Annotated in this window: 27 protein-coding genes and 1 rRNA gene; 15 read left to right on the forward strand and 13 right to left on the reverse strand. The window is 63.4% G+C overall.

Features of this window, described 5'->3' with window-relative positions:
- Positions 1-102, forward strand: a 5S ribosomal RNA gene (gene rrf / locus MHX52_RS06975); the annotation flags it as partial.
- A gap of 89 nt (positions 103-191) precedes the next feature.
- Positions 192-1,703, forward strand: a complete 1,512-nt coding sequence (locus tag MHX52_RS06980; protein ID WP_239317322.1) for an MFS transporter — start codon at positions 192-194, stop codon at positions 1,701-1,703.
- Between the two features lie 11 nt (positions 1,704-1,714).
- Here MHX52_RS06980 and MHX52_RS06985 read toward each other — a convergent pair whose 3' ends face one another.
- Positions 1,715-2,731, reverse strand: coding sequence for a pseudouridine synthase (locus MHX52_RS06985; protein WP_080722718.1), 1,017 nt, complete (start codon positions 2,729-2,731; stop codon positions 1,715-1,717).
- 21 nt (positions 2,732-2,752) lie between these two features.
- On the opposite strand from MHX52_RS06985, the gene MHX52_RS06990 reads away from it, so the two are divergent.
- The 3 genes from MHX52_RS06990 (at position 2,753) to MHX52_RS07000 (ending at position 4,870) form a co-directional block, all read left to right on the forward strand.
- On the forward strand, positions 2,753-2,908 hold the full coding sequence (locus MHX52_RS06990) for a hypothetical protein (protein WP_239317324.1): 156 nt from the start codon (positions 2,753-2,755) through the stop codon (positions 2,906-2,908).
- 162 nt (positions 2,909-3,070) lie between these two features.
- Positions 3,071-3,982 (forward strand): universal stress protein, encoded by a 912-nt coding sequence (locus tag MHX52_RS06995; RefSeq protein ID WP_035005928.1) that lies wholly within the window; start codon positions 3,071-3,073, stop codon positions 3,980-3,982.
- 144 nt (positions 3,983-4,126) lie between these two features.
- Complete coding sequence (locus MHX52_RS07000) at positions 4,127-4,870, forward strand: TetR/AcrR family transcriptional regulator (protein WP_239317327.1); 744 nt, start codon at positions 4,127-4,129, stop codon at positions 4,868-4,870.
- On the opposite strand, the gene yidC is transcribed toward MHX52_RS07000, so the two are convergent.
- A complete protein-coding gene (gene yidC / locus MHX52_RS07005; protein ID WP_035005953.1) occupies positions 4,867-5,805 on the reverse strand; it encodes a membrane protein insertase YidC in 939 nt (312 codons plus the stop codon). The genes MHX52_RS07000 and yidC overlap by 4 nt on opposite strands.
- A gap of 79 nt (positions 5,806-5,884) precedes the next feature.
- Here yidC and MHX52_RS07010 point away from each other — a divergent pair, with 79 nt between their 5' ends.
- Together MHX52_RS07010 and MHX52_RS07015 are read left to right on the forward strand one after the other, a co-directional pair.
- Positions 5,885-6,685, forward strand: coding sequence for a class E sortase (locus MHX52_RS07010; protein ID WP_239317330.1), 801 nt, complete (start codon positions 5,885-5,887; stop codon positions 6,683-6,685).
- On the forward strand, positions 6,686-6,868 hold the full coding sequence (locus MHX52_RS07015; RefSeq protein WP_035005919.1) for a hypothetical protein: 183 nt from the start codon (positions 6,686-6,688) through the stop codon (positions 6,866-6,868).
- Here the strand turns inward: MHX52_RS07015 and MHX52_RS07020 are convergent.
- From MHX52_RS07020 to MHX52_RS07035, 4 genes are all read right to left on the reverse strand, one after another.
- A complete protein-coding gene (locus MHX52_RS07020; protein ID WP_239317333.1) occupies positions 6,849-7,394 on the reverse strand; it encodes a DUF2020 domain-containing protein in 546 nt (181 codons plus the stop codon). The genes MHX52_RS07015 and MHX52_RS07020 overlap by 20 nt on opposite strands.
- 76 nt (positions 7,395-7,470) lie before the next feature.
- A complete protein-coding gene (locus MHX52_RS07025) occupies positions 7,471-7,815 on the reverse strand; it encodes an Lsr2 family protein (protein ID WP_035005917.1) in 345 nt (114 codons plus the stop codon).
- A 239-nt stretch (positions 7,816-8,054) separates the two neighbouring features.
- On the reverse strand, positions 8,055-9,827 hold the full coding sequence (locus MHX52_RS07030) for an alkaline phosphatase (RefSeq protein WP_239317335.1): 1,773 nt from the start codon (positions 9,825-9,827) through the stop codon (positions 8,055-8,057).
- 54 nt (positions 9,828-9,881) lie between these two features.
- Positions 9,882-10,508 carry a DUF6474 family protein gene (locus MHX52_RS07035; protein ID WP_035005910.1) on the reverse strand — a complete coding sequence of 209 codons (627 nt, stop codon included), beginning with the start codon at positions 10,506-10,508 and terminating at the stop codon, positions 9,882-9,884.
- Positions 10,509-10,697: 189 nt separating this feature from the next.
- Here MHX52_RS07035 and MHX52_RS07040 point away from each other — a divergent pair, with 189 nt between their 5' ends.
- Both MHX52_RS07040 and msrA read left to right on the forward strand, forming a co-directional pair.
- Positions 10,698-12,359, forward strand: a complete 1,662-nt coding sequence (locus MHX52_RS07040; protein WP_239317337.1) for a TM0106 family RecB-like putative nuclease — start codon at positions 10,698-10,700, stop codon at positions 12,357-12,359.
- A 39-nt stretch (positions 12,360-12,398) separates the two neighbouring features.
- Positions 12,399-13,103, forward strand: coding sequence for a peptide-methionine (S)-S-oxide reductase MsrA (msrA, locus tag MHX52_RS07045; protein WP_239317422.1), 705 nt, complete (start codon positions 12,399-12,401; stop codon positions 13,101-13,103).
- A gap of 20 nt (positions 13,104-13,123) precedes the next feature.
- On the opposite strand, the gene MHX52_RS07050 is transcribed toward msrA, so the two are convergent.
- Together MHX52_RS07050 and MHX52_RS07055 are read right to left on the reverse strand one after the other, a co-directional pair.
- Positions 13,124-13,885, reverse strand: coding sequence for an LppP/LprE family lipoprotein (locus MHX52_RS07050; protein WP_239317339.1), 762 nt, complete (start codon positions 13,883-13,885; stop codon positions 13,124-13,126).
- A gap of 269 nt (positions 13,886-14,154) precedes the next feature.
- Entirely contained in the window at positions 14,155-14,757 is a 603-nt protein-coding gene (locus MHX52_RS07055; protein ID WP_005297298.1) for a superoxide dismutase, read from the reverse strand.
- 235 nt (positions 14,758-14,992) lie between these two features.
- On the opposite strand from MHX52_RS07055, the gene MHX52_RS07060 reads away from it, so the two are divergent.
- The 3 genes from MHX52_RS07060 to MHX52_RS07070 all read left to right on the forward strand — a co-directional run bounded on the left by MHX52_RS07060 (position 14,993) and on the right by MHX52_RS07070 (position 17,886).
- Positions 14,993-15,988, forward strand: coding sequence for an L-lactate dehydrogenase (locus MHX52_RS07060; RefSeq protein WP_239317342.1), 996 nt, complete (start codon positions 14,993-14,995; stop codon positions 15,986-15,988).
- A 79-nt stretch (positions 15,989-16,067) separates the two neighbouring features.
- Positions 16,068-16,979 carry a glycerophosphodiester phosphodiesterase family protein gene (locus tag MHX52_RS07065; protein ID WP_239317345.1) on the forward strand — a complete coding sequence of 304 codons (912 nt, stop codon included), beginning with the start codon at positions 16,068-16,070 and terminating at the stop codon, positions 16,977-16,979.
- A gap of 34 nt (positions 16,980-17,013) precedes the next feature.
- Positions 17,014-17,886 carry a DUF5926 family protein gene (locus MHX52_RS07070; protein WP_255721483.1) on the forward strand — a complete coding sequence of 291 codons (873 nt, stop codon included), beginning with the start codon at positions 17,014-17,016 and terminating at the stop codon, positions 17,884-17,886.
- 44 nt (positions 17,887-17,930) lie between these two features.
- Here the strand turns inward: MHX52_RS07070 and MHX52_RS07075 are convergent, their stop codons facing one another.
- From MHX52_RS07075 to MHX52_RS07085, 3 genes are all read right to left on the reverse strand, one after another.
- Entirely contained in the window at positions 17,931-19,334 is a 1,404-nt protein-coding gene (locus MHX52_RS07075) for an LCP family protein (RefSeq protein WP_239317348.1), read from the reverse strand.
- Positions 19,335-19,415: 81 nt separating this feature from the next.
- Positions 19,416-20,150: a CPBP family intramembrane glutamic endopeptidase gene (locus MHX52_RS07080; RefSeq protein WP_239317350.1), complete on the reverse strand. Its 735-nt coding sequence runs from the start codon at positions 20,148-20,150 to the stop codon at positions 19,416-19,418.
- A complete protein-coding gene (locus MHX52_RS07085; protein WP_049049292.1) occupies positions 20,140-21,507 on the reverse strand; it encodes an amidase in 1,368 nt (455 codons plus the stop codon). The genes MHX52_RS07080 and MHX52_RS07085 overlap by 11 nt, the downstream gene beginning before the upstream one ends.
- A gap of 96 nt (positions 21,508-21,603) precedes the next feature.
- Between MHX52_RS07085 and pheA the strand changes: the two genes are divergently transcribed.
- Together pheA and MHX52_RS07095 are read left to right on the forward strand one after the other, a co-directional pair.
- Complete coding sequence (pheA, locus tag MHX52_RS07090) at positions 21,604-22,608, forward strand: prephenate dehydratase (protein WP_239317351.1); 1,005 nt, start codon at positions 21,604-21,606, stop codon at positions 22,606-22,608.
- Between the two features lie 3 nt (positions 22,609-22,611).
- Positions 22,612-23,463, forward strand: coding sequence for a histidine phosphatase family protein (locus tag MHX52_RS07095; protein WP_035005891.1), 852 nt, complete (start codon positions 22,612-22,614; stop codon positions 23,461-23,463).
- Here MHX52_RS07095 and MHX52_RS07100 read toward each other — a convergent pair.
- Together MHX52_RS07100 and MHX52_RS07105 are read right to left on the reverse strand one after the other, a co-directional pair.
- Positions 23,460-23,810, reverse strand: coding sequence for a metallopeptidase family protein (locus MHX52_RS07100; protein ID WP_239317353.1), 351 nt, complete (start codon positions 23,808-23,810; stop codon positions 23,460-23,462). The genes MHX52_RS07095 and MHX52_RS07100 overlap by 4 nt on opposite strands.
- A gap of 13 nt (positions 23,811-23,823) precedes the next feature.
- Positions 23,824-24,939: a septum formation family protein gene (locus MHX52_RS07105; RefSeq protein ID WP_239317355.1), complete on the reverse strand. Its 1,116-nt coding sequence runs from the start codon at positions 24,937-24,939 to the stop codon at positions 23,824-23,826.
- Between the two features lie 142 nt (positions 24,940-25,081).
- On the opposite strand from MHX52_RS07105, the gene serS reads away from it, so the two are divergent.
- A complete protein-coding gene (gene serS / locus MHX52_RS07110) occupies positions 25,082-26,356 on the forward strand; it encodes a serine--tRNA ligase (protein ID WP_239317357.1) in 1,275 nt (424 codons plus the stop codon).
- The last annotated feature ends 60 nt before the right edge of the window (positions 26,357-26,416 follow it).

A 26,416-nucleotide genomic window follows, 5' to 3' on the forward strand; every position in this document is an offset into this window, starting at 1 on the left:
GGTGGGGTCACGCCCGGTCCCTTTCCGAACCCGGAAGCTAAGCCTACCTGCGCTGATGGTACTGCACCTGGGAGGGTGTGGGAGAGTAAGTCACCGCCGGCACTAAAACTAAAGAATGAGGGAGTGTGTACGTTATCGACGTACACACTCCCTTTTTTCATGCTCATTTCCGTATTGCTAAAGTCTGATTCATGAATACACAGCCAGCCTCCGCCACGCCCCTACAACGCTGGCTGCTGCTAGCCACAGTCGGCGTAGGCATCACCATCATTACGATCGACAACACCATCCTCTACACAGCGCTCCCTAGCCTCGTGGAGGACCTCGGCGCATCCAGCACGCAACAGCTCTGGATCGTCAACATCTACGCCATCGTCATCGCCGGCCTACTGCTCGGCACCGGCACCCTCGGGGACAAGATCGGCCATCGTCGCATGTTCGTCGCCGGCCTCATCATCTTTGGCCTCGCCTCACTAGTCGCGGCGTTCGCCCCCAACCCCGGGGTTCTTATCCTCGGCCGTGCCCTGCTTGCCGTAGGCGGCGCCACTATGATGCCGTCCACGCTATCGCTCATCCGTCTTACCTTCACAAACCCGGCTGAGCTGAATCTCGCCATCGGAATCTGGGGCAGCCTCTCAACCGTCTCGGCCGCCCTTGGCCCAATCGCCGGCGGTCTGCTTCTGGAACTGTACTGGTGGGGATCCTGCTTCCTGATTAACGTCCCGCTTGTCATCGCAGCGCTCATAGCCGTGCCCTTTGTCGCCCCGAAGGATCAGCCACGACCCGACAAGCACTGGGACTTCATCTCCTCCTTCTACGCGATGATCACCCTGGTCAGCGCAGTCCTGCTCATCAAGGAGGGCAGCCACTCCCCGCAGAACTGGCCAGTCATCGGCGTGGCAGCCGTGCTGCTCCTCCTGGGCGGCTGGGCCTTTACGCGGCGTCAGAACGGGCTCGAGCAACCCCTGATCACCTTTGATATCTTCCGCTTCCCCGCGTTCCGTGCCGGCGCTCTGGGAGCCGCCCTGTCCATGTTCGCCCTCGCTGGACTGCAGTACGTCATCACTCAGAAGCTGCAACTCGCCGACGGCCTATCCCCGCTGCACTCCGGCGTGTACGTGACCTTCGCAGCCGTGGGCGCCCTATTTACCTCCATCTACGCCGGTGCCCGCCTCACTCGCTTCGGCATCCGACGCCTGATCGCCGGCGGGTTCGGCCTAGCCACGATCGGTGCTCTATGCGTGTGCCTTTATGGCTATTTGGATTCGACGCCCCTTCTTCTCAGCGGCCTATTTATTAAGGGCATGGGGCTAGGCGCGGTGATGGCGGTAGCCTCCATCGCCATGATCTCAGGCGTTCCGAGCCATCGCGCAGGCATGGCTTCCTCGGTGGAGGAAGTCAGCTACGAGTTCGGATCTTTGACCTCTATCGCGGTTCTCGGCAGCCTGGTCACGGCCTTCTATTCTGCGTTGATCACCCTGCCGGCCGGAGCCCCAGCAGAAGCGACGGAGAGCCTGCATGCCGCGGTGCACATCGCCCATTTGTCGGACGCCAGCTGGGCCGAACCGCTGCTAGCTGCCGCAGATACGGCCTACTCCCATGCCTTCGCAATGATTACCGCCCTGGTCGTGGTGGTGTTGGCGGTCGGATGCCTCTACACGGCGCGAATCTTGCGCGGCGTCACCGTGGAGCTGCAGGATTGATCCAGCGCCAGTTAGAACCGGCTGATGAACTCCCGCTCCTCGCCGCTCAGTGGGTCAGGGAAGCGGAGCTCCTTGGCGATTAGGCCCATGGGGGCGGCAAAGTCCTCGTCCTCCACATAGACCGGCCGGGGCGTAGGGGCGTCAATAGAAAAGAGCGCCGCGTCCGTGAGTTCGGTGTACAGAGGATCGTTCAGGATCGGCAGCCCCAGTGAGCGCAGGACGACGCGCAGCTGGTGGGTCTTGCCGGTACGGGGCTCCAGGCGCCAGACCAGAACCTCGCGGCCGTCGCGATACTCGGTGCGCAGCCCCGTGACCAGGGTAAGTGCATTGGGCGGGCCGTCGGTGAGGATGGTGCTGAGGTGCCCGCGTGTCTTGGACATGCTGTGCTCCAGGCGCCACGGGCGCTCCGGTGAAGGGGGATCCCACGAACGCCAATCGGCAAGCGGGGCGATGGGGGCGAAGGGGGCTTCCGCGGGCAGGGGAGTCAGGGCCTCGTAGACCTTGTGGGGGATGCGCCGCTCGAACATCGTCTGGTAGGCGCCGCGGACCTCCGGGCGGGCGGTCATCAGCAGCACCCCGCGGGTCAGGCGGTCGAGGCGGTGCGAGGGGGAAAGCTCCGGAATGCCGAGCTGCACACGAGCCTTGACCAGCGCGGTCTCGGTAATGTGCTGGCCGCGTGGGAGGGTGGCCAGGAAAGGGGGCTTATCCACCACGACGATGTCCGCATCCTGGTGTAGCACCGTAATCTCGCCGGGGACGGGGCGTTCCGGGGCGGGGCGCCGATAAAAGTTGATGAAGCTGCCGGGGCGCAGGACGTCATCCGGGGCGAGCGCTTCACCGGAATCCAGACACACTTCACCTGCGGCGAAGCGCTCCAAAACGGCACTAAAATTATCATCTTCTGCGCGGTGGCGCTGGGAGGAAATAAGGTGCCACAAAAAATCTTTTGCCACCCACGGCGTGTCGGTAGCTGGGGGAACAAGAATCCGCGTAGGATTTAAGCCCCTTTTTACTGGTAAAGGTCCCATCAATCCGTTATGCTACCCGGCATGGATATTGCTGCAATTACCGGTTCCCTGTCTAACCTGCTCAAGAGCGACCTCGGCGCTGTTCTGCTGAACATCTTCCGCACGCTGCTTGAGTTCTTCTCCCCGTCCAACGCTCCCGCTGCGGATGACGTTCCGCTGCCCAACACCCAGGGCTAGTACCTCAATCTGAAACCTAAATTCCCACCCAAGGGTGCCCGATTTGTCCCGAGAATAGGGGGCAAATGGGCACCCTTTCTGCATTGATTAGCGCTTTTGAGGATAATGGGAAGTGGTAGAGGATCAATCAAATAATGCCCTTGCAAGGAAGGATCGTTTCCCATGGCTACCACGAGCGATAAGGAAATCATCGTCGCAGTTGATGGCTCTGACGCCAGCAACGAAGCCGTTAGGTGGGCTGCGAACGCCGCCCTGAAGCGCAAGCAGCCACTGAAGCTGGTCAGCGCTTACACCATGCCGCAGTTCATGTACGCCGACGGCATGGTTCCGCCGCAGGAGCTGTACGACGAGCTCGAGAGCGAGGCCGGCGACAAGATCGAGAACGCCCGCAAGATCGTCACCGATTTCAGTGCCGACGTCGAGGTCAGCTACCTCGTCAAGGAAGGCGCCCCGATCGATACTCTCCTGGATCTCTCCGAGACTGCGGAGATGATCGTCATGGGTTCCCGCGGCCTGGGCGGCCTCTCCGGCCTGGTCATGGGCTCCGTCTCCAGCGCTGTTGTCGCCCACGCCGAATGCCCGGTGGTAGTTGTGCGCAAGGACAACGACGTTACCGTCGATAACAAGTACGGCCCCGTCGTGGTCGGCGTGGATGGCTCCGAGATCTCCCGCCAAGCACTGAAGATCGCCTTCCGCGAGGCCGAGGCACGTGGCGCCCTGCTGCGCGCCGTGCACTCCTGGACCGACACGCAGATCCACACCACCTACGTTGGCCTGGTGGATGCGCAGAACCAGATGGATCGCATGATCGTCGAGCGTCAGAACATGATGGAAGACGAGCTGAAGGAGCTCATCAAGGAGTACCCGAGCGTACAGGTCGAGGAGATCGTCGAGCGCGAGCGTCCGGTGCAGTCCCTCACCGAGGCAGCCAAGGATGCACAGCTGCTGATCGTTGGCTCCCACGGTCGTGGCGGCTTCAAGGGCATGCTGCTGGGCTCCACCTCCCGCACCCTGCTGCAGTACGCACCGTGCCCGATGATGGTTGTCCGCCCGAAGGACAAGAAGCGCAAGTAAGCACGCGCAAAACAATAGCGCAAGATAATACAGATCCTGTAGAGTCCAATGGGCTCTGCAGGATTTTGTAGACTTATGCGAGTAAGCGCGCTAAAGGCCGACAGTCAGAGATGACAAGGATGACAAGGATAAGGAGAGAAGTAGATGGCAACGGCAGAGGATAAATCCCGCACGGCGGGCTCCGCGGCCTCTACTGACTCCTCGGCCAAGGCAGACGGTGCAAAGGTAGCCAAGAAGACCGTAAAGAAGACTGCCAAGAAAACCGGAAAGGCCACCAAGCAGACTGCTCGCTCCAGCCGTCGCAACCGGCCCGGGCCGCGCCAGCGCCTGCTGGCCAGCGCGACGAACCTGTTTACTACGCAGGGCATCCGCGTGATCGGAATCGACCGAATTCTGCGCGATGCAGACGTGGCGAAGGCCAGCCTGTACTCCCTGTTTGGATCGAAGGACAACCTAGTAGTTGCCTACCTGCAGGAGCTGGATCAGAAGTGGCGCGACGACTGGCACGCGCTGGCGGACCAGCGCGAAAAGCCGGAGGATCGCATCATCGCGTTCTTCGACCTGTGTATTCAGCAGGAGCCAGAAAACAACTTCCGCGGTTCGCACTTCCAGAACGCGGCCAGCGAATACCCGCGGCCCGAGACCGACTCGGAGCAGCGCATCCGCGGCGCGGCGATGGAGTACCGCCGCTGGTGCCGCGACACGATGGCCGAGCTGCTTACAGAACGCTTCGGCTATGCCTCGCAGACGCTGGCCGACCAGCTCATGGTATTCATGGACGGCGGGCTTAACGGGGCGAAGATGTCCCGCAACACCGTGCCGCTGGAAACCGCCCGTGGCCTGGCGAAGCAGCTGCTGCTAACGGCACCGATGAGCTACAACATCTAGCTATTTCGCTTGGCCTTACGAGCCTGCTTCTTTTCCTTCTTTTCCTTCTTCCGCTCCACCAGCTGATCCTTCATCAGCTTGTGGTGCTCCAAGAACTCCTCCGAGTAAGGGATTTTGCGGTCCAGGATCCGCTGAATGGTGATCGTCTGGGTGGTGGTCCACAGGTTGTTACCCACCCAGTAGATCATCAACGCAACCGGGCCGACCGCGCCCAGGGCAATAGTGAATGGGGCAATCAACACGATCGGGCCGATTAGCCACATCAACTTCAGCATTCCGCGGGCCAGGCCTGAGTTGTGATCCACCGTGAGGTAATTCCGGTACATGGAATAGCCCCAGTTAGAAGTGGTGAAAATCGCCGCCAGAATGGCCATGGGGAACACCACCCAAAAGACCTGCTCCTGCGTGGTGTGGATTTCCGCGAACTGCGAATCCGACATCTGCACGTAGGCGGCCATGGGCACCCCGAAGAGCTTTGCGGAAAGCAGTGACTGGACTTCCTCGGCATTCAGAGGGCCAAAGCCGTTGACGGAAGCGTTGATTTCCGGATCCGGACTGGTGACGTGGATGAGCATGCGGTACAGGCCAATCAGGACCGGAATTTGAATTAGCGCGGGAATGCAACCATCGGAGAAGCGATATTCGTGCTCCTTCTGTAGCTCGCGTCGCCTCTTTCCCAGCTCTTTGCGCCCTTCCGCCGTTTTATCATCGCTGTATTCCTGCTCCAGCCGATAAACCTTTGGACGGATGTTAATCAAAATACGGCTGGAATAGGACTGCCGGTAGACGAAAGGCAAAAGCAGCGACCGAACGGTGACGATCAGAAGCACAAGTGCCAGCAACCAAGATTGCGCTGCATCCCAGCCAAAAATATCGGCAAAAAGGTAATGCCATGCCTTCAGGAATAGGGCAACGGGATACTCGACAATCTTCATGAGGGAGAGCTTACCCGCCAAAAGAGATAGCTGCGGGATACGGTGGGGAAACGCCCCAAGACGTAGTACCATGTGACGCATGGCGCGACACCGACGGCAGACGAAAACACGGCTCGACCCGATTAGTGTTTTCGGCGAAGTCCTCATCACCTTTGGTGTCCTCGCCCTGCTTTTCGGTTTCTGGGATGTTTTTTGGACGGATGTTCAATCCGGACGCGAACAGGCCGCAGTCGCCCAAGAGCTGGATGATCAGTGGGACGAGAAGAACCCCCGCCCGCTGACCGAGCCGGCCGAAGGCGCTGCCTTTGCTCGCCTGTATATCCCTTCTTTCGGCTCGGACTTTAACTTCTCTGTGGTCAAGGGCGTGGCCGACGAGGACCTAAGCAAGGGGCCGGGCCACTACCAGGAAACCCAAGCCCCAGGTAAGCCCGGTAACTTCGCCATGGCCGGCCACCGCGTGGGCCGTGGCTCCCCCTTCAATGACCTGGGTCTGCTGAAAACCTGCGATTCCGTCGTGGTAGAAACCGCCGGTAGCTGGAATATCTACCGTGTGCTGCCGATCGACGTGGCCCCGGGCGATCGCCTGGCTGAGGCCGAGAAGTGCATGCCCCCAGAGCTGGCGCAGAAGATCTCTAGCGGTGAATACGCGGGCGTCAATGGGCGCTACATCACCACCCCGAACGACATCAACGTGATCAACCCCGTCCCCGGCCAGGATCGCATCGAGGTGCACCCCAAGGACGATGCGGCGTTGCTGACGATGACGACCTGCCACCCGCAGTTTTCCAACAAGGAGCGCATGATCGTCCACGCGGCGCTCGTCCGTTCGGAGCCGAAGAAGGGCGGCGAGGTGCCCGAGGAATTGACGGAGGGAGCTTAAATGTACGCGCTGCTGTGGCGTAACCTGCCCGGGCCCTGGTGGGTCAAGCTACTGATCGTCCTGGTGCTGCTGGTGGGCATCTTCTTCCTGCTCATGGAGGTCGTGTTCCCTTGGGTCGGACCGATGATGCCCTGGACCGATGTGGGGGTCTCGGAGGGACTGCTTAGAGCTTCAGGTTCTTGATCGTCTCTTCAGCGATCTTCTGAGCCTTTACCGACTGTTCCTGTGCGGTGGTGACCACCACGGCCGTTTCGTCCTTCCACACCGCGTACACTGCGCCGGATTCCCCGTCGCCACCACGGCGCCCGCCGCTCCACCCTTCTGGGTCAAGAGCCTTGAGCGTGGAATCGATCGGCGCGGCATGGTCGACCACCGCGATCGCATCGGAGTTGGTGCGCATGTGACGCACCATCACCGTGGCCTGAGGGTAGTCCTCGTAAGACCAGAAAACGCAGGCGGGAGGGTCGAAGCGCTCGTCCGTGCCAGTGCCGGTGAGGCGCTGGCCGTTGGTGTTCTGCAACCACTCGCCGTCCAGGTAGGGGCAAACCTCCTGGCCACCCTGCCCCACTGGCTCCGGGGTGGCGTCAATCGGCAGCTCCGTGCCCTTGACCGGGTCGACGGTGCGTTCTGCGGAGGTTTCCGAGGTCGGCTTGTCGTCCTCCGCGCCCCCACAGGCGCTGATGCTAAAGGCCAGCGCGGTGCCTGCCACCAGCGCTAGGGATGCTCTTTTTATCTTGTGACGCCCCAACTTCGAAAAACCTCGAATCTCCTAAAACGAAAAGCGTTTACTTGCCCTGAGCCTTCTCAAACTTTTCAATAACGTCGGCGGAAATGCGGCCGCGCTCGGAGACCGCAACGTTGTTCTCGCGTGCCCATTCGCGGATCATGCGGTTGCGCTCCGGGTTGGTGCTGCGGCCGGTGGTGCGGCGCCCGGCACCACCGCGGGTCTTGCGGCGGGCAACCTGAATGTAAGGAGCCAAAGCCTTTTCAAAAGCCGCACGGTTCTTGGCGGACAAATCCAGGGTGTAATCAATTCCGTTGACGCTGAAATCAACGACATTGACCTCCTCCTCGGAAAGTGGGGCATTGTCCAGATCGTCAAAGAACTGGGTAATTTCGCGGCGTGCCATCGGGGCATTCCTTTCTTCCAAGTGTTTGTTGCATATAGCTTTCGGGCTGCTACCTGCGCTACTTAGTTAATAGATTTTCAAACACTAGTCTAACCCATTAAAGGCAAGTATCAATGATGAGCTTTGTTTAAAGCTAAATGAACTGTAAAGGCGCTGGAAAGGGTGGCGTCATTAAGAAAAGAATAAATATAAAATACCCCCAGGTGTGTACCTGAGGGTAATAAAGCGCTTTAAGGCTTTTAGCGGGCGGAGTGCTTAGCCGGTTCGATGCGCACGTTGGAGGTGTGGATGCCCTCGCCCCACTTGGTGGTGGCGGCCTTGCCGAAGTGCAGCGGCTGGTTCGGCTTCAGCTTGCCGTCCGGAGCCAGGAAGATCCAGTTCGCGTCCACGGCATCCTTCGTCACGCGCACGACGGTGTAGCCGTGGGAGTCGAAGTCCAGGTACTTCACGTGGCGGTTCATGTTGGTGAAGGCGTACTCGACTGTGTGGGACAGCGCGTTATCCTCCGGCAGCTTCAGAATGTCGTCGATGTTGGAGGAGGTAACGGAGGTGCAGACGATCTCCACGCCGGCGGTGCCGCCGTTCGGGTAGGTGCCCGGCTTGGCCGGAATGTCGTTGGCCCAGGAGGAGTGAATGTCTCCGGTCAGCCAGACCGTGTTGCGGATCTTGTTGTCCACCAGGTACTTGATCACTCGGCGACGTTCGGCGGCGTAGCCATCCCACTGGTCGAAGTTGTAGGGCATGCCCTCTTCCGGCAGCCCCAGCAGCTGGGTGACGGCTTTGGTGGCCTCTGGATCCAGCGGCGGGATTAGAACCGGGCTGAACATCACGGAGTTGCCGATGAAGTTCCAGCGGGCAGTCGAGGTGGACAGCTTCTTGGTCAGCCAGCCGAACTGCTCGGAGCCCAGCATGGTGCGGGACTCGTCGTCGGTCTTGCGGGCAGCGGTGAAGCCGGGCTTTTCGTTGCGGTAGGTGCGCAGATCCAGCATGTTCAGCTCGACCAGGTTGCCGAAGGACAGGTTGCGGTAGATGTGGCCCTTCTCGGACAGCGGGGTGGCGCGGATCGGCAGCCACTCCAGGTAGGCCTGCATGGCGGCGTTGCGGCGAGCGATGAAGTCGCCCTCCTTGTCTGCCTGGTGGTTCTCCGCGCCGTTGGACCAGTTATCGTTGGCGACCTCGTGGTCATCCCAGGTGACGATCCACGGGCACGCAGCGTGCGCGGCCTGCAGGTCCGGGTCGGTGTGGTGCTGAGCATAGCGCTGGCGGTAGTCGGCCAGGGAGACGATCTCGTTGGCCGGCTCGTGCAGGCGGACGGAGCCGGTCTTACCGGTGTACTCGCCGCGCGGGTACTCGTAGATGTAGTCGCCGACGTGCAGCGCGTAGTCGATGTCGCCGCGGTTCGCCATATCGCGGTAGGCGCTGAAGAAGCCGGCCTCCCAGTTGGAGCAGCTAAACAGCGCGAAGCGCAGTTCGGAGACGTCGGCGCCCTTGGCCGGTGCGGTGCGGGTCTTGCCGACCGGGGAGGTCTGACCCTTGCGGGGGCCGTCGACGGTGGTGAAGCGGTAGAAGTAGCCGGTGTAGGGCTCCAGGCCGCGGGCCTCTACCTTCACGGTCATGTCGCCGGCAGGCTCCGCCTTCGCGGTGCCGGAGGTGACGATCTGGGTGAACTTTTCGTCGCTGGCGACTTCCCACTTCACGTTGGTGGTCTGGCCCTTGCCGTCACCCGGGTAGTCGTTTTCGTTGGAGGTCACGCGGGTCCACAGCAGCACGCTATCCGGGTAGGGGTCACCGGAGGCAACGCCATGCTGGAAGGCTTCCTTGCCCATCTTCTTGTTGATGGGCGGGTTCGGCTGCTTGGCGGAGCCCAGCGGCGCGGCAGAGGCGGTGGAGTTGGCGGCAACGGTGCCGATGCCGACGGCAGCTGCGCCGGCCGCGCTGGTCTGTAGAACCTGGCGGCGGGTGAACTGGCCGGACTGGGCAGGGGTGGAGTTTTCCTGAGGCTTGTTCGTCATAGCCTAATAAAACCACGCGCAAACGGGTTTCGCTGGGTGAGATCCCCCCAAGCCCTACTTGCGCTTGGCCTTAATCTGGGCTTCCACCAGATCCAGCTCGTTGGATACGGAACGCAGCACACGCTTCGCCTGGCCGTCGTTCATGGAGCGGGAGTTCTCGACGGCCGTATCCAGGTCGTCCATACGCTCGGAGATGTCCTTGGCAAAGCCGGTCGGCACGCCATCGTCCAGGGACTTGCGGATCTTCTTGATGCGCGCCTGCTGCAGGCCGCCATCGCCCGGGAACTGGGCGGTTGCCTTGGTAGCCAGGCCACTGCGGCGAGCTGCGGAGCTGTTGGAGGCCTCCTGCAGGGCGGTGGCGCCACGGTAGAACAGCGGGATTGCAAAGGGGGCGGCTACGCGGGCAGCGCCGGCGATCTTCAACACCTTCTTGGCGTTGAAACGACCGGCCTTGATCTGCTCCAGCGAGGCCTTCGCCATCTTCTCGTTGTGCTTGCGCTGCGCCTTGAGTTCCTTGGCATCCATCTTGCGCACCTGCTTGGCCGTCTTGCGCAGGTAGGCCTCCTTGCGCTTCTCCAGCTTCGAGTCGGCCTTTACCTGTGCCTTGGCGCGAACCTTCGCTGCCTTCTCGATGGCCTTCTTTTCCTGACGGCGCTTGCGCATACCGCTGAGCAGTCCCATGTCACTCCGATGCGAATTGATCTGTCTTGATCTGTCTTACTGTTCAACCAGATTACTTAAGAAACATCTTTACTGTACTTGCTTCACTGTACTCCGACACCCCGGGGAGGAGGCTTAACTTTTTGGGCACTCAACCTTCTGGGGAGGCGCGCTGCCTGTCCGGGGGACGCGCTAGGCTTAGAAACTATTGTGAGCCTGCCTGAAGATCTTCCGCCGCTCGGCCCTAGCGACCTCGTGGGCTGCCGCCACCGTGCGGTATTGCGGCGTCACAAGGAACAGCAGGAACCACCCGTCACCCCGCGCATCCACATTGCACAGGACCTCGAGGCCTACGTGGAGGCCGTTCAGCACAAAGCCAACGCCGCGCTCCGGCGGGAGCAGGTATTTCGGCGCCTGCCAAACAAGCCGCGGATCGGCGACAAAGTGTTCCCCACGAGGGTGGATATCGACCCTAGCGAGCCCGACACCGCCGTCGAGCAGACTCTGGAAGCGCTGGCTTCCGGTGCTCGGCTGATCACCCGCCCCGTGCTGGCCGAAGGGCCTTTCCGGGTGGAGCTGGACCTGCTCGTCCGCGCGGACCGTGGCAAGGGGGTCGACGAGTTTATGCAGTACACGCCCGTCGCGATCTCCTCACACTCTGTGGCGCGCCGCGCGCGAGCCACGCAGATGGCGGATTGCCGGGTGACGGACATTAGCGCCCTGGGTTTGGCGGTGCCGGCGCCGATTGACTTCCGCCATCGCGCCGCCGCCGGGGACGCCCAAAAGGTGGCCATCGCCCACGTCGTACTGCGGCAATGGGGCTTCGCCGCCAGCACCGTCGCACTGATCGGTCGCGCCGGGCCGGGCAGGCCACGTTGTTTCTTTTTTGACGCCCCCTCCGTCCTCCCCGGCCTGCAGGCCGCGTTGGAGGAACCGATCCCGACCAAGCCACGCAGAATCAAGGAATGCCAGACCTGCGAGTTTCATAATCACTGCCGGGCCCAATTGCTGCAGAGCCAGGAGATCAGCCTGCTGCTGCCGGGGGACAAGGCCCGCAAGTGGCGGGAGAAGGGGGTCGAGACCCTGCCGCAGCTGGCGGCCTCCGGGAACGGGGAACAGTCAGAGCTGGCACAGGCCTGGATGGACGGGCAAGTGGCCCTTCGCCGCCCGAAGAAGAACTGGCAAGAGCAGCCGGAACTCTGGGGCGGTAGCGCGCGCAACGCCGTCGGGGGCTTGCGTGACTGGGTGGAGATCGACGTGGACATGGAGGCCCACCCCAACCGCGGCACGTTCCTCTGGGGTACCTTCGACGGCTCGCGCTACATCGGGTTCGGAGACTTCAGCCGGGAAGGCGACGAAGGCCAACACGTAGCCGAGTTCTGGCACTGGATGCAATCGCAGAAGGACCGCGCCCTGGAGAACGGAAAGAACTTCCAGGTGTGGGTGTATGCCGCGCAAGGGGAAAACTACTGGCTGCGCCACGCCGCCGAGCGCTATGGCGGGCGCCGCTACGCGGTCGCGGGCACCAACGTGAAGGTGACCATGCCCACGCTGGAGGAGGTGAATGCCTTCGTCGCCTCCGAGCACTGGTGCGACTGCTTCGGCCTGGTGAAGAAGGCGCTGGCGCCCACGGACTCGCTGGGGTTAAAGACGATCGCTCCGCTGGCGGGGTTCGAATTCAGCCAGGCGGGCATCAACGGCAAGGCGGCGGTGGAACTGTTTGAGCAGGCCATCGGCGGATCCCGCAGTACGGCGCAGGCGGCTAGGCGTAAGCTGGAGCGCTACAACGCCGACGACTGTGTGGCGACCGCGGCGGTTCGCGCGTGGCTGCGCCGGGGCGCGCCGGGATTGCGGGAGCTGCGGCGTCAATAAGAAAGGGGACAAGGCATGACGAACTTCTTCGAACGCATCATGGCGCTCAATAGCCAGGGGCCGTACCGGGCTGAAAGAGTCGGGCCGAAGGACGCGCTGAAGGGCGGACGCACGCCCGTGCTAGAGAATCCGCAGCCGAATGTGGTTCTGGGCACGCCGCTGACCGGCCTGGAGGATAGCTACTGGGCCGAGGCCGACGGGCTGGAGCAACCCGCGCAGATCGTCCTGGGTCTGGGCTGCTTCTGGGGTGTGGAGCGCATGTTCTGGGGCGTGGACGGAGTGTGGGGCACCTCCGTGGGCTACGCGGGCGGATACACTCCGAACCCCACCTACCGCGAGGTATGCACCGGGCGGACCGGCCACGCCGAGGTGGTGCGGGTTGTTTTCGACGCCGCCGCGGTGAGCTTGGAGCAACTGCTGCAGATCGCCTTCGAGAACCACGACCCGACGCAGGGCGACCGGCAGGGCAATGACGTGGGCACGCAGTACCGTTCGTGTGTGTACACGCAGGATGCCGAGCAGTTGGGGCGCGTGCGGCAGGCCATCACAGGCTGGCAGCAGCGCTTTAGCGACGCGGGCTTCGGGGAGATCACCACGGAGGTTGCCGAGCTGGCGGAGATTGGCGACGGGCAGTACTACCTGGCCGAGGACGAGCACCAGCAGTACCTACACAAGCACCCCGACGGGTACTGCAACCACGGGCCTAACGGCGTGAGTTGCCCCGTCGGGGTACTAGGGGACTAGCGAGCCAGCGACTGCGGACTCTACTTGGGGAGGTTCTGGTTCGGAATGCGCCCCTCGGGCACGACCTTGCTGCCGTCCCAGCGGAAGGTGACGTCCGAGTAGTACTTACCAGCATTCACATTGGCATCACCAGATTCCTGCAGCGCCTCCCAGTCGCGCATGCGCACCGTGACGGAGGAATCCGTGGCGGAGAGGATCTCCGTCTGCTGAACCGTGTCGGAGCCAACGCCGATGTACTTGCCCTTATGGAAGAGCATCAGCTGGGTCGCAAACTGGCTGTTACCCTGCTGCGCCTGGGTGATCAGCGCGTAGCTGAGGTCGTTGCAGGGGTTGTAGTTTGACTCGCCCGTGGGCTTCCAGCCGAACTGGTTCGGCGGCAGCTTGCTGATGTTGTTCGTGATCTCTGGGGAGTCTGGCTGTTCGGAGCAGTCCTGGTTGCCGCCGTCAGAGCCGGCGTTACCATCGCCGCCCTCGGCATCCTCACCTTCGGCGGGGTTCGGCGCTGCGGCGTTTTCGGTGTTTGCCCCTTCTGCGTTCTGGTCCTTGCCTTCCTTGGGCGCTTCGCCCTTGTCGGCGGAGCCAACGTCCGCGGCTTCCGCGTTGGAGGTTGCAGATGCAGCAGGAGCGCCTTCATCGTTGCCGTCGTCGCCGCAGGCTGCGGTGCCCAGCAGCAGGCCGGTCAAGGCGACCACGGCACCAATCTGGCGGGTGCGGCGTGCGCCGCGCGTGCGATGGGATGTGGGGGAGTGGTTGAAACGGATGGTTCGTGCGTGAGCCTTCATGGTTCTTCTCCAATCTCGGGTGAGTGTGTAGGTGACTTGTGGGCCAGCTGCGAAAGTCCAATCGAGCGTGAGTTGAGTGAGTGCTCGTTTAAGAAACCGTTCGCCGGGCCCGTTGCGTTTCTAGGGGTGCGTTCTGGAGCTACATTTCTGGGGACGCAAAAGGCCCTGTATCAAATGGCCGGAAGATGCTTCCGGCGCTGATACAGGGCCAGCTCTATTTAGTTTTCAGTGCTGGGGCGGCGCCTACGCGGGCGCCCCTTGATGCAGCTTTACTTCTGGGCAGCCTCGTAGCGCTTTGCAACCTCGTCCCAGTTGAAGACGTTCCAGACAGCCTTCACGTAGTCTGCCTTAACGTTCTTGTACTGCAGGTAGAAGGCGTGCTCCCACATATCCAGCAGCAGTAGCGGGGTCAGGTTGATGGACAGGTTGCCCTGCTGGTCGGTCATCTGCTCGATAACCAGGCGGCCAGCGATGTGGTCGTAACCCAGGACTGCCCAGCCGGAGCCCTGCAGGCCCAGAGCAGCGCCGTTGAAGTGCTCCTGGAATGCCTCGAAGGAACCGAAGTCGCGGTTGATAGCCTCAGCCAGCTCGCCGGTCGGCTCGCCGCCACCGTTCGGGGAGAGGTTCTTCCAGAACAGGGAGTGGTTGGTGTGGCCACCCAGGTTGAAAGCAAGGTCCTTGGACAGTGCGGTAACTACGCCAGCGATGGAGCCGTCCTTGCGGGCAGCCTCCAGCTTCTCGAGGGCAGCGTTAGCGCCGTTAACGTAGTTCTGGTGGTGCTTGGTGTGGTGCAGCTCCATGATCTCGCCGGAGATGTGGGGCTCCAGAGCGTCGTATGCGTAGTCCAGCTCGGGAAGTTCGTACTTAGCCATAGTTTCTAAAGTTCCTTTCACACGTCGGAAGTGCTTATGACAACAAGTGTGGCGCGAAAATATGGTTCCTGCAAGGTTTTCTCTTAGGAACTTATTAGTTATGGACGCCACGTATCAAAAGTTCAACGGTCAGAAAATCATGTGGTGAGCGTGTCTGGACACAGCGCTATGCTGGCCGTGGGCGTCAATAAAGAACGAAGGCACCTACAGGGCAACCAGAAGGAAGAAGGCCACAATGACTGCTCCACAACCGCACAATGACACCAACGGCACCACCACGCCACCAACCCCCGGCTCCAAAATCGTTCTCATCGGCGCGGGCGACGTCGGCATCGCCTACGCATACACCCTGGTTAACCAGGGTTTGACCGACCACCTGGCCATCATCGACCTGGACGAGCGCAAGACCTGGGGCCACGTACAGGACCTCAACCACGCAGTGCCGTGGTCGCACCACAACACCCGCGTTTCGGTTGGCACCTACGAGGACTGCCGCGACGCCGCGATGGTCTGCATCTGCGCGGGCGCGGCGCAGAAGCCGGGGGAGACCCGACTGGACCTCGTTGCCAAGAACACCGCAATCTTCAAGACGATCGTCGGCGACGTGATGGAACACGGTTTCAACGGCATCTTCCTGGTCGCCAGCAACCCGGTGGACATCCTGAGCTACGCGACGTGGAAGTTCTCCGGTATGGACTCCAGCCGCGTGATCGGCTCCGGCACGATTCTGGATACCGCGCGCTTCCGCTATGCACTGGGCCGCTACTTCGACCTCGCGCCGACCTCCGTGCACGCGTACGTGATCGGCGAACACGGCGATACCGAGCTGCCGGTGCTTTCCGCCGGTTCGGTGGCGGGCACCTCCATCCATCACCGGCTGGAGTTGATCGGCGAATCCGCCGACGAGGACGTCGACGAGATCTTCGTGAAGACCCGCGACGCGGCCTACGAGATCATCCAGGCCAAGGGCTCCACCAGCTTCGGCATCGGCATGGGGCTGGCGCGCATCACCCAGGCGGTGTTCAGCAACCAGGATGTCGTGCTGCCGATCTCCACCCTGCTGCAGGGCGAGTACGGATTCGAGGACATCTACATCGGCACCCCCGCGGTGATTAACCGCCAGGGCGTGCGCCACGCCGTGGAGCTGCAACTGGACGCCGAAGAAAAGGAGAGGTTTGATCACTCCGCGAACGTGCTGCGCAAGGTGATGGGCGAAGCGGGGCTGATTTAAGTAAACAATAAGTGAAACTTGGAGGCTGTCGGGCGTGAGCGGATGCCGGTTGCACGCCGGAGCACTAAAAATAGAGGGTATGAAAATTGTCGCCCACCGCGGAGCCTCCAAGGAACGCCCAGAACACACCCTGGCAGCCTATGAACTGGCCGAGCAAAGGGGAGCGGACGGCTTCGAATGCGACATCCGCCTGACTCGCGACGGGGAACTCGTCTGCCTGCACGACCGCACCATCGACCGAGTGGCGGTGGACAAGCCCGCGAAATCCAACGGCGTGGTCAGTGAGATGACGTTGGCGCAGCTGCGGGAGCTGAACGTCGGCACTCCCGAGGAGCCCGCGCAGGTGCTTACTCTGCGCGAGCTTCTGACCTTTTTTAACGACGTGAATTCCTCGCGCATCGACGCCGGGCAGGAGCATAGCCAGAGGGCTGGGGCGGCAGGCGCTGGAGAGGGGGCGTCACTAAAAAAAGACATCTTTATCGAGACCAAGCACCCGAACCGCTACGGGCCTAAGGTCGAGCACGCCCTGCACTACGAACTGCAGCGGGCGCACCTGGCGGAGAGCGCGCACGTGCATCTGATCAGCTTCAGCCCGCAATCGCTGGTGCGCTTCAAGATGATCAACCCGGCGGTTCACCGCATTCTGCTGCGGCGCGAGTACCAGCGCATGCTCAACCCGGGGCTTGAGGCGCTGCATGTGGTGGACGCCCACGGCCTGTCGGTCGCACGTGGTCGGATTCGCCCCGACATCATCGGCCGCTTTGGCGATGGAACCTACGTGTGGACTGCCGACAAGGAGGACGAAGTGCGGTGGGCTGCGCGCCAGGGAGTGACCTGGCTGGCGACGAACTACCCCGGGCGGGCGCGGATGTGGCGCGACAGCGAGCTGGGGCTGGACAAGCTGGGAGCAGACAAGCTGGGAGCAGCTAGAGAAACCAGTGCTGCTGCATTTTCCTTGGTGCAGCCAGGTACAATTAACGACCGTGGCTAAGAAGAAAAAGAATCAAGAGAACCTGCCCGAGGGCATGAGCCGCCGCCAGGCGAAGCTCGCTGCCCGCGCCGCGGAACGCGCGAAGCTGCAGAAGGACCCGCGCCCCTTCGATGGTTTCGCCATGGAGGCCGACCTGATCGCCCTGCAGGAATTCGTCCCCTCGGCGCACTTCGTTGCCGACGTGAAGGACGCGGAGCACAAGATCTCCATCGTTACCGTCCTGCCGGGTGCGGTCGCAGCACTGCGCCGCTCGGAGGAAGACGGCGGCGAGGCCTTCGTCGCACTGCAGACCCAGCGCCGCGGTGACAACCCGAACCGTGACCTGGCATTTGCCCTGAATTGGGTAAAGCAGGCCGAGCCGGGCCAGTCCCTGGAGGTCGGCGTGGCCGACGGCACTGAGCCCGCCCTGGCGGACATCCTGAACAAGGACGCTGCCTCCGAGATCACCGTCGCCCAGGACTTCGCCTGGTGGCTGACCGAGGAAAACCGCAACAACCCGCAGATCGCCGCCACCCTGCAGCGCGCCAACGAATCCGTGCTGCCTTCCGAGCGCGTGGAGGCGGACATCAAGGGTGCCGCATGGTGGATTGATCCGTCCGACAAGGCGCACATCCGCTGGGTTCGCCAGGAGGGCGAGGAGGAGCTGCTGAACGCTCTGGCCCGCCTGCACGCTGCTGGTGAACTGCACCTGGGCGAGGGCTCCAAGTTCGCCGGTGTGTTCCGCACCCACGGCATCCTGGTTCCGGTGTGGGACCTGGACCGCAGCCGCGAGTCCGCTTCCTGGAAGGAAGGCCTGGAGGCGCTGGATCCGAAGATCGCAGAAGCCCTGGCCAAGGATGCTCCGCTGACTGCCGACGAGCAGAAGGCCAAGCAGACCATCCAGTCCCGCGAGGTAACCATCCGCTAGCAGCGGCTGGCTTGTAGCTGGCTAGCGAGTTAGCCAGCTACTGCCTAACGCAGCTCCGCGAACATCTCCTCTGCGCCGGCTTCGTCCCACAGTGCGACGTTGCCGGCGTAAGTGTTTTCGTAGCCAGCGATCGGCACGGTCTCCTGCTTCGCGCCGCCGGCCATTGCCAGGCCTAGCGAGGCGAGGTTCCACACGTGGTCGCCCTCGTTGACCTTCATGTTCGCGCTGAGGGCGTCCGCGACCTTCAAGTTCTTGAACGGATTCAGCAGGGTGCCGGGGGACTTGATCTTATTGGACAGCGCGGCCAGGAACTTGCGCTGGCGCTCCACGCGGTCCAGGTCTCCCTGCGCCGAGGCGTAGCGGGAGCGCACGTACCCCAGCGCGGTCGGCCCATCGAGTTCCTGGCAGCCGGCCTGCAGGTTGATGCCCGCCATCGGGTCATCCAGCGGCTCGTCCAGGCACATTTCCACGCCGCCGACTGCGTCGACAACATTGGCGAATCCGCCGAAGCCGATCTCTGCGTAGTGGTCCAGGTGGATGCCCGTCGCCTGTTCCACGGTCTGCTGCAGCAGTGCCGGGCCGCCGAGGGAAAACGCCTGGTTGAGCTTGTTCTGCCCGTAGCCCGGGATGTCCACCCAGCTATCGCGCGGCAGGGAGAGCATGGTCGCGTCTCCGCCAAAGCGGGGGATGTGCACCACCATGATCGTGTCTGTGCGCCCCACCGATTCATCCAGCTCCCCGGCCATCAGACGGTCGGCGTCCTCCTGGCTCAGCCCGGCACGGGAATCCGAGCCAACTAGCAGCCAGTTGGTTCCGGAGGTGTTCCCCAGGCGACCGTCGTAATCCTGTAGGGCGTCGATGCGCTGGAGCTTCGTATCGATCCACACGGCCGCGCCGATGCTGAACGCCAGCACGATGGCCAGCAGCAGACCTAGCGCCTTGAAGAAGCCGAAGCGCTTGCGCTTCCGCGGTCGCTGGGTAGTCCGCCCACGGGGGCGCCGAGTGGGGCGCGGGGGCTCGCCCCTGCCAGCGCGGCCTCTGCCGGAACGCTCGGGGTAGCCGCCGAATTGCGGCTCGCCGAAAGGTTGCCCCTGTTGGGGCTGTTGGCCCGGATACTGACCCTGATATTGGCCCGGCTGCGGCTGGTAACCCCGGTTGGCATCGGGGTTGGCATCGCGTGGCGGGAGCGGCTCGGCACGGCGGTAGCGCGGTCCTTCGGGCTGATTCGGGATCTCGCGGCGCTGGGGCTCCTTGCGCCCGGTGGACTCGGTGGGTCCGTTGGGCTCGTTGCTGCTCGGAGGGATGACGCCCTTACGTACCGGCCGCCCGTAGCGATCCAGGATGGGCTTGCCGTGACGGTCCCGGGCGATCTCCATACCCCCGGCACCGTCCGCGCCGCCGGAATTGTTGGCGGGGCGGCGGGGGCCGAAATTATCGCGAGAATTCATGGGGACAATAATAACGGGTTCCGGGGGCAGGGCTGGCGTCAATGCAATGGTACAGCGGCGCTCGAAGGGCCCAACTGTGCACTAAAACAGCACAGCGTAGCCGACGAATGCGACGGTATCGATCAGCCCGTGGCCGATCACGAGGGGCCAGATCCGCCCGGTTCGCTTGAAATACCAGAGGTAGATGACACCCATAATGATGTTGCCCAGACCGGCGGAATACCCCTGGTAGAGGTGGTAGCTGCCCCGCAGCAGCGCGCTGGCGGCGAACACCCACGCCCAGCTGATGCGCAGCTGCCGCAGTCGCGTGCTGAGCCAGGCCACGACCACCAGTTCCTCGGCGAATCCATTGGCCCAGGAGTTCAGAATTAGCAACGGAATCCGCCACCAGGATTCGTCCAGGCCCGTGGGCACGACTTGTTTCGATAGCCCCAGGTGCACCGCGCCGAGATAAAACGCCAGCCCCGGTAGTCCGATGATCGCGGCCAGCCCCGCCCCGTGCAGCCAGTCGCGGCCCCACAGCCGCCAGCTGCGCACCAGCGCCGGGGTGGGCAGGTGCCGTAGCAGCAGGAATATCGCCAACCCGCCCCAGGCGAAGAGCACGCCACTGGAGAGCAGCTGCAGTATCGGATCCAGCCAGGGCAGCACCGATTGTGCCTGGTTGAGGGTGGCTTTTTGCTCGTTGAGCGTCTCCGGGCTGACGGTTGCCTCCACCAGCCGGGCGATGGCGCGCAGCCCCGGGGTGCCGAAGGTGATGCCCAGGACAAGCAGCAGTTCCCACCGCAGTGCCGTGCGGTCGCTGGTGCTAGTGCTCATGCTCATGGCTGTGGCTGTTGTCGGGCTTGACGCGGAAATCCAGGGCCTCTATATCGCCCGGAACCGCAACGCTGAGGCTTTCGGCGGGCAGGCGCGAGGCGGCGTCCATAAGAAAAGCAGCGAGGGAAAGCAGCGTCGCGGCGTTCGTGCGATTGCCGACCGCACCCAGCATCAGGGCGATCGGCCAGCGGCCGGGCACGCGCTCGGGGGCGACGAGCGGCAGCGTGACGGCCGCCCATCCCGTCAGGTTCCACAGGGTGCCCCACGGGGTCCAGGCGGTCTGCGCCCAGAAGTTATCGGCGGGCGTGAGCTGCGAAAACGCCCCGGGAGGTGGCGGCGCGCAGGCGAGGGTCGGGGTCGCGATCACATCGAAGTGCGGCCACGCCCGTTGTGGGTCTAGCCCGACTATCTGTTCTTCTAACTGTTGACGCCGCCATTTCGGCACCTGCCGGCCTTCGTCGCGCAGCCAGGTCGTTATCGGCGACAGCGTGCCCGGCAGGTCCGCACAGCGGGCGGCGATGAGGTCGCGGAAGAGCTGGAAGGTAGCCGGGGGATAGGGGGCTGGCGCCTGGGTGACGGACTCGACGAGCGGATGCGTGGTGGCCAATGCCGTGGCTGCGGCGGTGGCAGCGGCGATGTCCGGGGAGACGACGCTGCGGGTGTGGAAGGGCTGGTTGGTGTAGCCGATGCGCAGGGGCCGCGGCGGGTGAGCGGGCTCCAGGTGCAGCGTGTCCGTATCCGGCGCTGGCAAGCCGTAGGCGCGGGCGGTAGCGGGCAGGTCGGAAGCGATAAACCCCTGCGCGACCGGCGTGAACGAGCCGAACCGGTGGTTGTGGGCGGGCTTCAACGCGGCGAGCCCGCAGCAGGCCGCGGGGATGCGGATGGAACCGCCGCCGTCGGTGGCGTGGGCGATGTTCACCAATCCACGGGCGACAGCCGTGGCCGCCCCGCCGGAGGAACCGCCGACCATCATCGCGGAATTCAGCGGGTTGACGGGCTGGGACATACCGACGGGCTCGGTATAGGCGGTGGTGCCGTACTCCGCGGAGGAAGACGCGCCGACCAGCGTGGCCCCGCCCACCAGCAGGCGGTGGGCGGTCGTGTCGTGGTAGTTGGCCACGAAGCTGTGGTGGACCGACCCCATGGTTGTGACCTCGCCCGCCACCTGCTGCAGGTCTTTGATCAGCACCTCTTCGCCGCCGAGGGGGAGATCCGGGTGACTGCGCAGGAAGTCGTAGCTGTGGGGGTTGTCGTAGACGCGGGCCACGCCCAATTGTGCGTTGCTGAGCCCAGTATCGCGCCGGGCGCGGGCGAGGCGGGCGGCAAAAGTGCTGGGCTGGTCGGGCGTGCGGTTCATTGCTTCCCAAGGATATACCCGGGATATAGCCCGGGAAGCCTAGTCTCCGAGAATGGCAGGGAATCCCTGGTGGGGTTCTCCACTAGACTGCGTTGCATGAGTGGTTCCACAAATGATTCTTTTGGGCGCGTAGCGTTCCTCGGCCCCGAAGGGACCTTCACCGAAGAGGCGCTGAAGCAGTTTAAGCAGCTCGGCGCAGTGCCGGAGGGCGCCACCGAGATTCCCGTCACCTCCCCACGGGTGGCGCTGGACATGGTGCGCGACGGCGAGGCCGACTTCGCCTGCGTGGCGTTGGAAAGCTCCGTGGACGGTCCGGTCTCGCAGACGGAAGATGCGCTGACCTACGGTAAGCCGCTGCAGATCTACCGCGAGGTGCTCGTACCGGTGGTGTTCTCTATCCTGGTGCGCCCCGGCACCAAGCTCGAGGACATCAAGACGCTGACCACCCACCCCGTCGCCGAGGCGCAGGTGCGCAACTGGGTGGCGGAGAACCTGCCTGACGTTTCCTTCGTCCCCGCCTCCAGTAACGGTGCGGCCGCGGCCGCAGTGAAGGCCGGCCAGGCGGATGCCGCCGCAGCACCGGCCCGTGCGGGGGAGATCCACCAGCTGGACGCCGTGGCCGAGGGGGTGGCCGATGTCGCTGGCGCCCAGACCCGCTTCATTCTGGTTGGCAACCCCGGTAAGCCCACCGAGCGCACGGGCAACGATCGCAGTGGCATGGTGCTCTGGCTGCCGAACGTGCCCTCCAGCCTGTTGGATGCGATCGCCGAGCTGTCCACCCGCCAGGTGGACATGGCGCGCATCGGCTCCCGCCCCCGCCGTACTGGGGAAAAGGGCGAGGGCGCGGCCAACGGTAATTACGTCTTCCACATCGGCATCGTCGGCCACATCGAGGACGCCGCCGTGGCCGAAGCCCTGGCTGGCCTGTACCGTCGCGCGGAGGACGTGCGCTTCCTGGGCAGCTGGCCCTCGGCGGAGGCTCTGCCGGTCGCGGAATCCACCAGCCATCCGCTGCATCGCCATGCGGGCAGTGCCCCGCCGAACTACGCTGAATCCAGTAGATGGATTGAGGAACTCAAGAGCGGCCAGAAGGGTAGCTAGGCAATGGCACAATCGACACGTCTTTTCCTGGTCAGGCATGGCCAGACGACCTCCAACGCCATCCACGCCCTGGATACCGCGCTACCCGGCGCCGACCTCACCGAGCTGGGCTGGGAGCAGGCCGCCGAAGCCGGCCACTGGCTCACCGAGCGCACCCAGCGCCTGAAGATCGCCTCCTCCTTTGCCGCCCGTGCGCAGCAAACGGCCGTGGGACTGGCCGGTGCCTTCGGCGGAGAGATCGTTCCTGCGGGCTTTTCCCGCGGGGGATCTTTAGATGACGCCACCGCCTCCGCCCGCGCGACGGATCACATCCAAGCAGCACTGCAGCGACTGCCGCGGGTCTCCGAGATTCCCGCCGGGCAGTACGAGATGAAGAACGACGAGGACTCTCACGAGGCCTACCACTCCATCCTGGGTGCCTGGATGCTCGGCCGAGTCGACAAGGTCGTGCCCGGCGGTCTGTCTGGCGCGGAGGTGCTGCGCGAATACCTGGCCACGCTGCTGGTCGCACTGGCCGACAACGAGGCGGCGAACCGGGAGGCAGTACAGAACGGCGCTGAGCCCACCGATGTTGCGCTAGTCAGCCACGGTGCCGTGATCCGCCTGGTCGCCCGCTTCCTGGGTGGGGTGGATCCGGAGTGGGCTTTCATGCACTACCTGGCCAACGGCAACGTCATTACCCTGCGCGTGCCAGACAACATTGCCGAGTTGGCAGACGTTGCGGTGGGCCGGCCTGGGGCGTCACAAAATAAAACAGAAACGAACAGGGTCGAGACAACGGCGGCGCGCTCCGGGGTGCTCGATAGCCTGGAGGGCTCTTTCGAAGTGCTGGGGTGGGGCGCGGCGACGCTCTAGCCCCAGCCGAGTTCGTGCAGGCGGTCGTCATCGATGCCGAAGTGGTGGCCGAGCTCGTGGATGACGGTGATGGCGACCTGTTCGACTAGCTCTTCCTCGGTGTCGCAGATGTCCTCGAGGGCATAGCGGTAAATCGTGATCTTGTCGGGCAGGGCAGAGGTGTACTCGGAGGTGCGCTCTGTCAGCGCGATGCCCTCGTAGAGACCCAGGATGTCCGGGCTTTCGGGGTTGTAGTCCTCGGTGACGATGGCGACGTTGCTGACGTTATCCAACAGCTCGCGGGGGATGCGCCGAAGGCCGAGGTCAACGAGCTCTTCGAAGCGCTCTGGGGAAACTTCGATGGCCATGGGGAGTATCCACCTACGGCGCTGGGGCTGGGTTGGCGTTCGGGGCTTCTGCGGCCGGGGTGCCGCCCTCTGGTGCTGCATCGGCGCCGGGGTTGCCGGCGTTGTCGGGAGCGCCAGCATTGTCAGCATTTTCGGAGCCTGCATCCCGGCGTAGCGGGTTGCGCTTCGGCGGGGTCTTCGGCGGGTGGCCGTCAATGGTGAATTCGCTGCGCACATCGCCGACGAGGGTGGCGAACCCGCCGCCGGGGCGGCCGAACGTCAAAGCGCAGTTCACGGTGCGCGAGCCTGCATCCCAGGACTGGCGCTGCAGAGTGGTCCAGAATGGCGTGAGCGTGGAGTTATACAGCGCATCGTCGCCACCCAGGTAATCCTGCGCGGCCTTGGTGCAGACCTTGTTCAGGAACTCATTCTGCTTCTTCGTATCCGGCCAGGCGCCAGGGAACTCCTCGCCGAGGTTCACCACGGAGGTCACCTGCCAGGCGTGCTTCTCCTCGCACGGAACTTCGTTGGTTAGGTCGCCATCGGCACGTACGCAACGATCCTTTTCGAAGTAGCGCGACTGATCCTGCTTTGCCGCAAAACCGGTCGTCTCGGTGGTGCGGCCGGTGGCGTCTGGAACCATCACGCCGCACAGCATCGTGCGATCGCCGTCGTTCCACGCGGATTGCGGGGGCAGGATCGGGGAGATGGAGTAGCGCCCCTCCGGGTCGAGCTTGCCCTCGAGGTACTGCATCGTCGGTCCGGTGCATAGCTCGTTGGTCAATTCTTCCTGACGCTTCAAGTCCGGCTGCTTTGCGGATGGGCCAAACTCGCTGGTGGGGTACTGGCCGAGGTCTTCGCGGGAGCTGACCTCGAAGCGGTGGGGCTGTTCGCAATCGACGGTGGCGAAGCCGGAGTTCACACCGTCTTTGCCGGGCTTCCAATTTACGCAGTCGCCGTTGCTGGCTTCGGTGAACGTGGTGTTATTCACGTGCTGCCCCTGCTTTTCATCAGCCGGTACCAGCGGGGTGCTGCCCTCGGGCGCGACGAAGGCGAACGCTGCAGCGCTGACACCACCGCACAGGGCGGAGAACAATGCGATGGTGAGGCTGCGTGCTCTGCGGCGGGTTTTCGCTTCGCTGGTGGTCATGGGCTCGCTCTAAATCTGCTTCGGGTTTTTGACTGTAAACGACAGTATTGGACTCTAATTGTGAGGCCAGTCTAGTAGGGGTTGTGCCATAGGGGGGAACTGGGCAGACAACTACGAGGGCGAACCGGCTAAGCTAAGCACCATGATTGATCTGAAGTTTCTGCGCGATAACCCCGATGTAGCCCGTGAATCCCAGCGCACTCGTGGGGAGGATCCAGCGCTGATCGACCAGCTGCTGGAGGCCGACACGCAGCGCCGCGAGGCCATCAGCGCCGCCGACGCGGCCCGTGCGGAACAGAAGGCATTCTCCAAGGAGATGGGGCAGAAGATGCGCTCCGCCTCCGACGAGGAGAAGCAGGCCCTGCGCGAGGAGGGCAAGCAGAAGGCCGAGGCAGTCAAGAAGCTGGAGGAGGCCCAGTCCAGCGCCGAGCAGGCCGTTTACGACCTGCAGATGCAGATCTCCAACATTGTGGAGGAAGGCGCGCCGGCCGGTGGCGAGGAGGACTTCGTCACCCTCGACGTGGTGGGCGAGCCGCCGCAGTTCGACTTCGAGCCGAAGGATCACCTCGAGCTGGGCGAATCCCTGGGGCTAATCGACATGAAGCGCGGTACGAAGGTTTCCGGCGCCCGCTTCTACTTCCTCACCGGCGACGGTGCGCTGCTGCAGCTGGGCATGCTGCAGCTGGCTGCCCAGAAGGCCATGGAGCACGGCTTTCAGCTCATGATCCCGCCGGTGCTGGTGCGCCCCGAGGTTATGTCCGGCACCGGTTTCCTGGGTGCCCACGCCGATGAGATTTACCACCTGGAGGAAGACGACATGTACCTGGTCGGCACCTCCGAGGTCGCACTGGCCGGTTACCACTCCGAGGAGATCATCGACCTCTCTAACGGTCCGCTGCGCTACGCCGGCTGGTCCTCCTGCTTCCGTCGCGAAGCTGGCTCCTACGGCAAGGACACCCGCGGCATCATCCGCGTCCACCAGTTCGACAAGGTGGAGATGTTCGTTTACTGCAAGCCGGAGGAGGCCACGGAGCTGCACCAGGAGCTGTTGGCTATGGAGCGCGAAATGCTGGCGGCCATCGAGGTTCCCTACCGCGTGATCGACGTCGCCGGCGGCGACCTCGGCTCCTCGGCGGCCCGCAAGTTCGACACGGAGGCGTGGGTCCCCACCCAGCAGACGTACCGCGAGCTGACCAGTACCTCCAACTGCACCACCTTCCAGGGCCGCCGCCTGAAGACCCGCTACCGCGATGCCGACGGCAAGGCGCAGACCGCCGCCACCCTGAACGGCACCCTGGCGACAACCCGCTGGTTGGTGGCCATTTTGGAGAATCACCAGCAGGCCGACGGCTCCGTGGTTGTGCCGAAGGCGCTGCGTCCTTTCGTCGGTAAAGATATTCTGAAGCCCAGCAATTAGCTCAGCGAATCCGGCGCCTAAAGCGCCGACTCGGCCCAGTGTGCGACCCCGCGCGCTGGT

This window comes from Corynebacterium sp. ACRQJ (genome assembly GCF_022346045.1).
Taxonomy (GTDB): domain Bacteria; phylum Actinomycetota; class Actinomycetes; order Mycobacteriales; family Mycobacteriaceae; genus Corynebacterium; species Corynebacterium evansiae.

What these genes read in the sequence shown, in the direction of transcription:
- MHX52_RS06980 (WP_239317322.1), top strand. Translation starts at nt 192, where the DNA reads ATGAATACACAGCCAGCCTCCGCCACGCCCCTACAACGCTGGCTGCTG.
- MHX52_RS06985 (WP_080722718.1), bottom strand. Translation starts at nt 2,731, where the DNA reads ATGGGACCTTTACCAGTAAAAAGGGGCTTAAATCCTACGCGGATTCTT.
- MHX52_RS06990 (WP_239317324.1), top strand. Translation starts at nt 2,753, where the DNA reads ATGGATATTGCTGCAATTACCGGTTCCCTGTCTAACCTGCTCAAGAGC.
- MHX52_RS06995 (WP_035005928.1), top strand. Translation starts at nt 3,071, where the DNA reads ATGGCTACCACGAGCGATAAGGAAATCATCGTCGCAGTTGATGGCTCT.
- MHX52_RS07000 (WP_239317327.1), top strand. Translation starts at nt 4,127, where the DNA reads ATGGCAACGGCAGAGGATAAATCCCGCACGGCGGGCTCCGCGGCCTCT.
- yidC (WP_035005953.1), bottom strand. Translation starts at nt 5,805, where the DNA reads ATGAAGATTGTCGAGTATCCCGTTGCCCTATTCCTGAAGGCATGGCAT.
- MHX52_RS07010 (WP_239317330.1), top strand. Translation starts at nt 5,885, where the DNA reads ATGGCGCGACACCGACGGCAGACGAAAACACGGCTCGACCCGATTAGT.
- MHX52_RS07015 (WP_035005919.1), top strand. Translation starts at nt 6,686, where the DNA reads ATGTACGCGCTGCTGTGGCGTAACCTGCCCGGGCCCTGGTGGGTCAAG.
- MHX52_RS07025 (WP_035005917.1), bottom strand. Translation starts at nt 7,815, where the DNA reads ATGGCACGCCGCGAAATTACCCAGTTCTTTGACGATCTGGACAATGCC.
- MHX52_RS07030 (WP_239317335.1), bottom strand. Translation starts at nt 9,827, where the DNA reads ATGACGAACAAGCCTCAGGAAAACTCCACCCCTGCCCAGTCCGGCCAG.
- MHX52_RS07035 (WP_035005910.1), bottom strand. Translation starts at nt 10,508, where the DNA reads ATGGGACTGCTCAGCGGTATGCGCAAGCGCCGTCAGGAAAAGAAGGCC.
- msrA (WP_239317422.1), top strand. Translation starts at nt 12,399, where the DNA reads ATGGCGCTCAATAGCCAGGGGCCGTACCGGGCTGAAAGAGTCGGGCCG.
- MHX52_RS07050 (WP_239317339.1), bottom strand. Translation starts at nt 13,885, where the DNA reads ATGAAGGCTCACGCACGAACCATCCGTTTCAACCACTCCCCCACATCC.
- MHX52_RS07055 (WP_005297298.1), bottom strand. Translation starts at nt 14,757, where the DNA reads ATGGCTAAGTACGAACTTCCCGAGCTGGACTACGCATACGACGCTCTG.
- MHX52_RS07060 (WP_239317342.1), top strand. Translation starts at nt 14,993, where the DNA reads ATGACTGCTCCACAACCGCACAATGACACCAACGGCACCACCACGCCA.
- MHX52_RS07065 (WP_239317345.1), top strand. Translation starts at nt 16,068, where the DNA reads ATGAAAATTGTCGCCCACCGCGGAGCCTCCAAGGAACGCCCAGAACAC.
- MHX52_RS07070 (WP_255721483.1), top strand. Translation starts at nt 17,014, where the DNA reads ATGAGCCGCCGCCAGGCGAAGCTCGCTGCCCGCGCCGCGGAACGCGCG.
- MHX52_RS07075 (WP_239317348.1), bottom strand. Translation starts at nt 19,334, where the DNA reads ATGAATTCTCGCGATAATTTCGGCCCCCGCCGCCCCGCCAACAATTCC.
- MHX52_RS07080 (WP_239317350.1), bottom strand. Translation starts at nt 20,150, where the DNA reads ATGAGCACTAGCACCAGCGACCGCACGGCACTGCGGTGGGAACTGCTG.
- MHX52_RS07085 (WP_049049292.1), bottom strand. Translation starts at nt 21,507, where the DNA reads ATGAACCGCACGCCCGACCAGCCCAGCACTTTTGCCGCCCGCCTCGCC.
- pheA (WP_239317351.1), top strand. Translation starts at nt 21,604, where the DNA reads ATGAGTGGTTCCACAAATGATTCTTTTGGGCGCGTAGCGTTCCTCGGC.
- MHX52_RS07095 (WP_035005891.1), top strand. Translation starts at nt 22,612, where the DNA reads ATGGCACAATCGACACGTCTTTTCCTGGTCAGGCATGGCCAGACGACC.
- MHX52_RS07100 (WP_239317353.1), bottom strand. Translation starts at nt 23,810, where the DNA reads ATGGCCATCGAAGTTTCCCCAGAGCGCTTCGAAGAGCTCGTTGACCTC.
- MHX52_RS07105 (WP_239317355.1), bottom strand. Translation starts at nt 24,939, where the DNA reads ATGACCACCAGCGAAGCGAAAACCCGCCGCAGAGCACGCAGCCTCACC.
- serS (WP_239317357.1), top strand. Translation starts at nt 25,082, where the DNA reads ATGATTGATCTGAAGTTTCTGCGCGATAACCCCGATGTAGCCCGTGAA.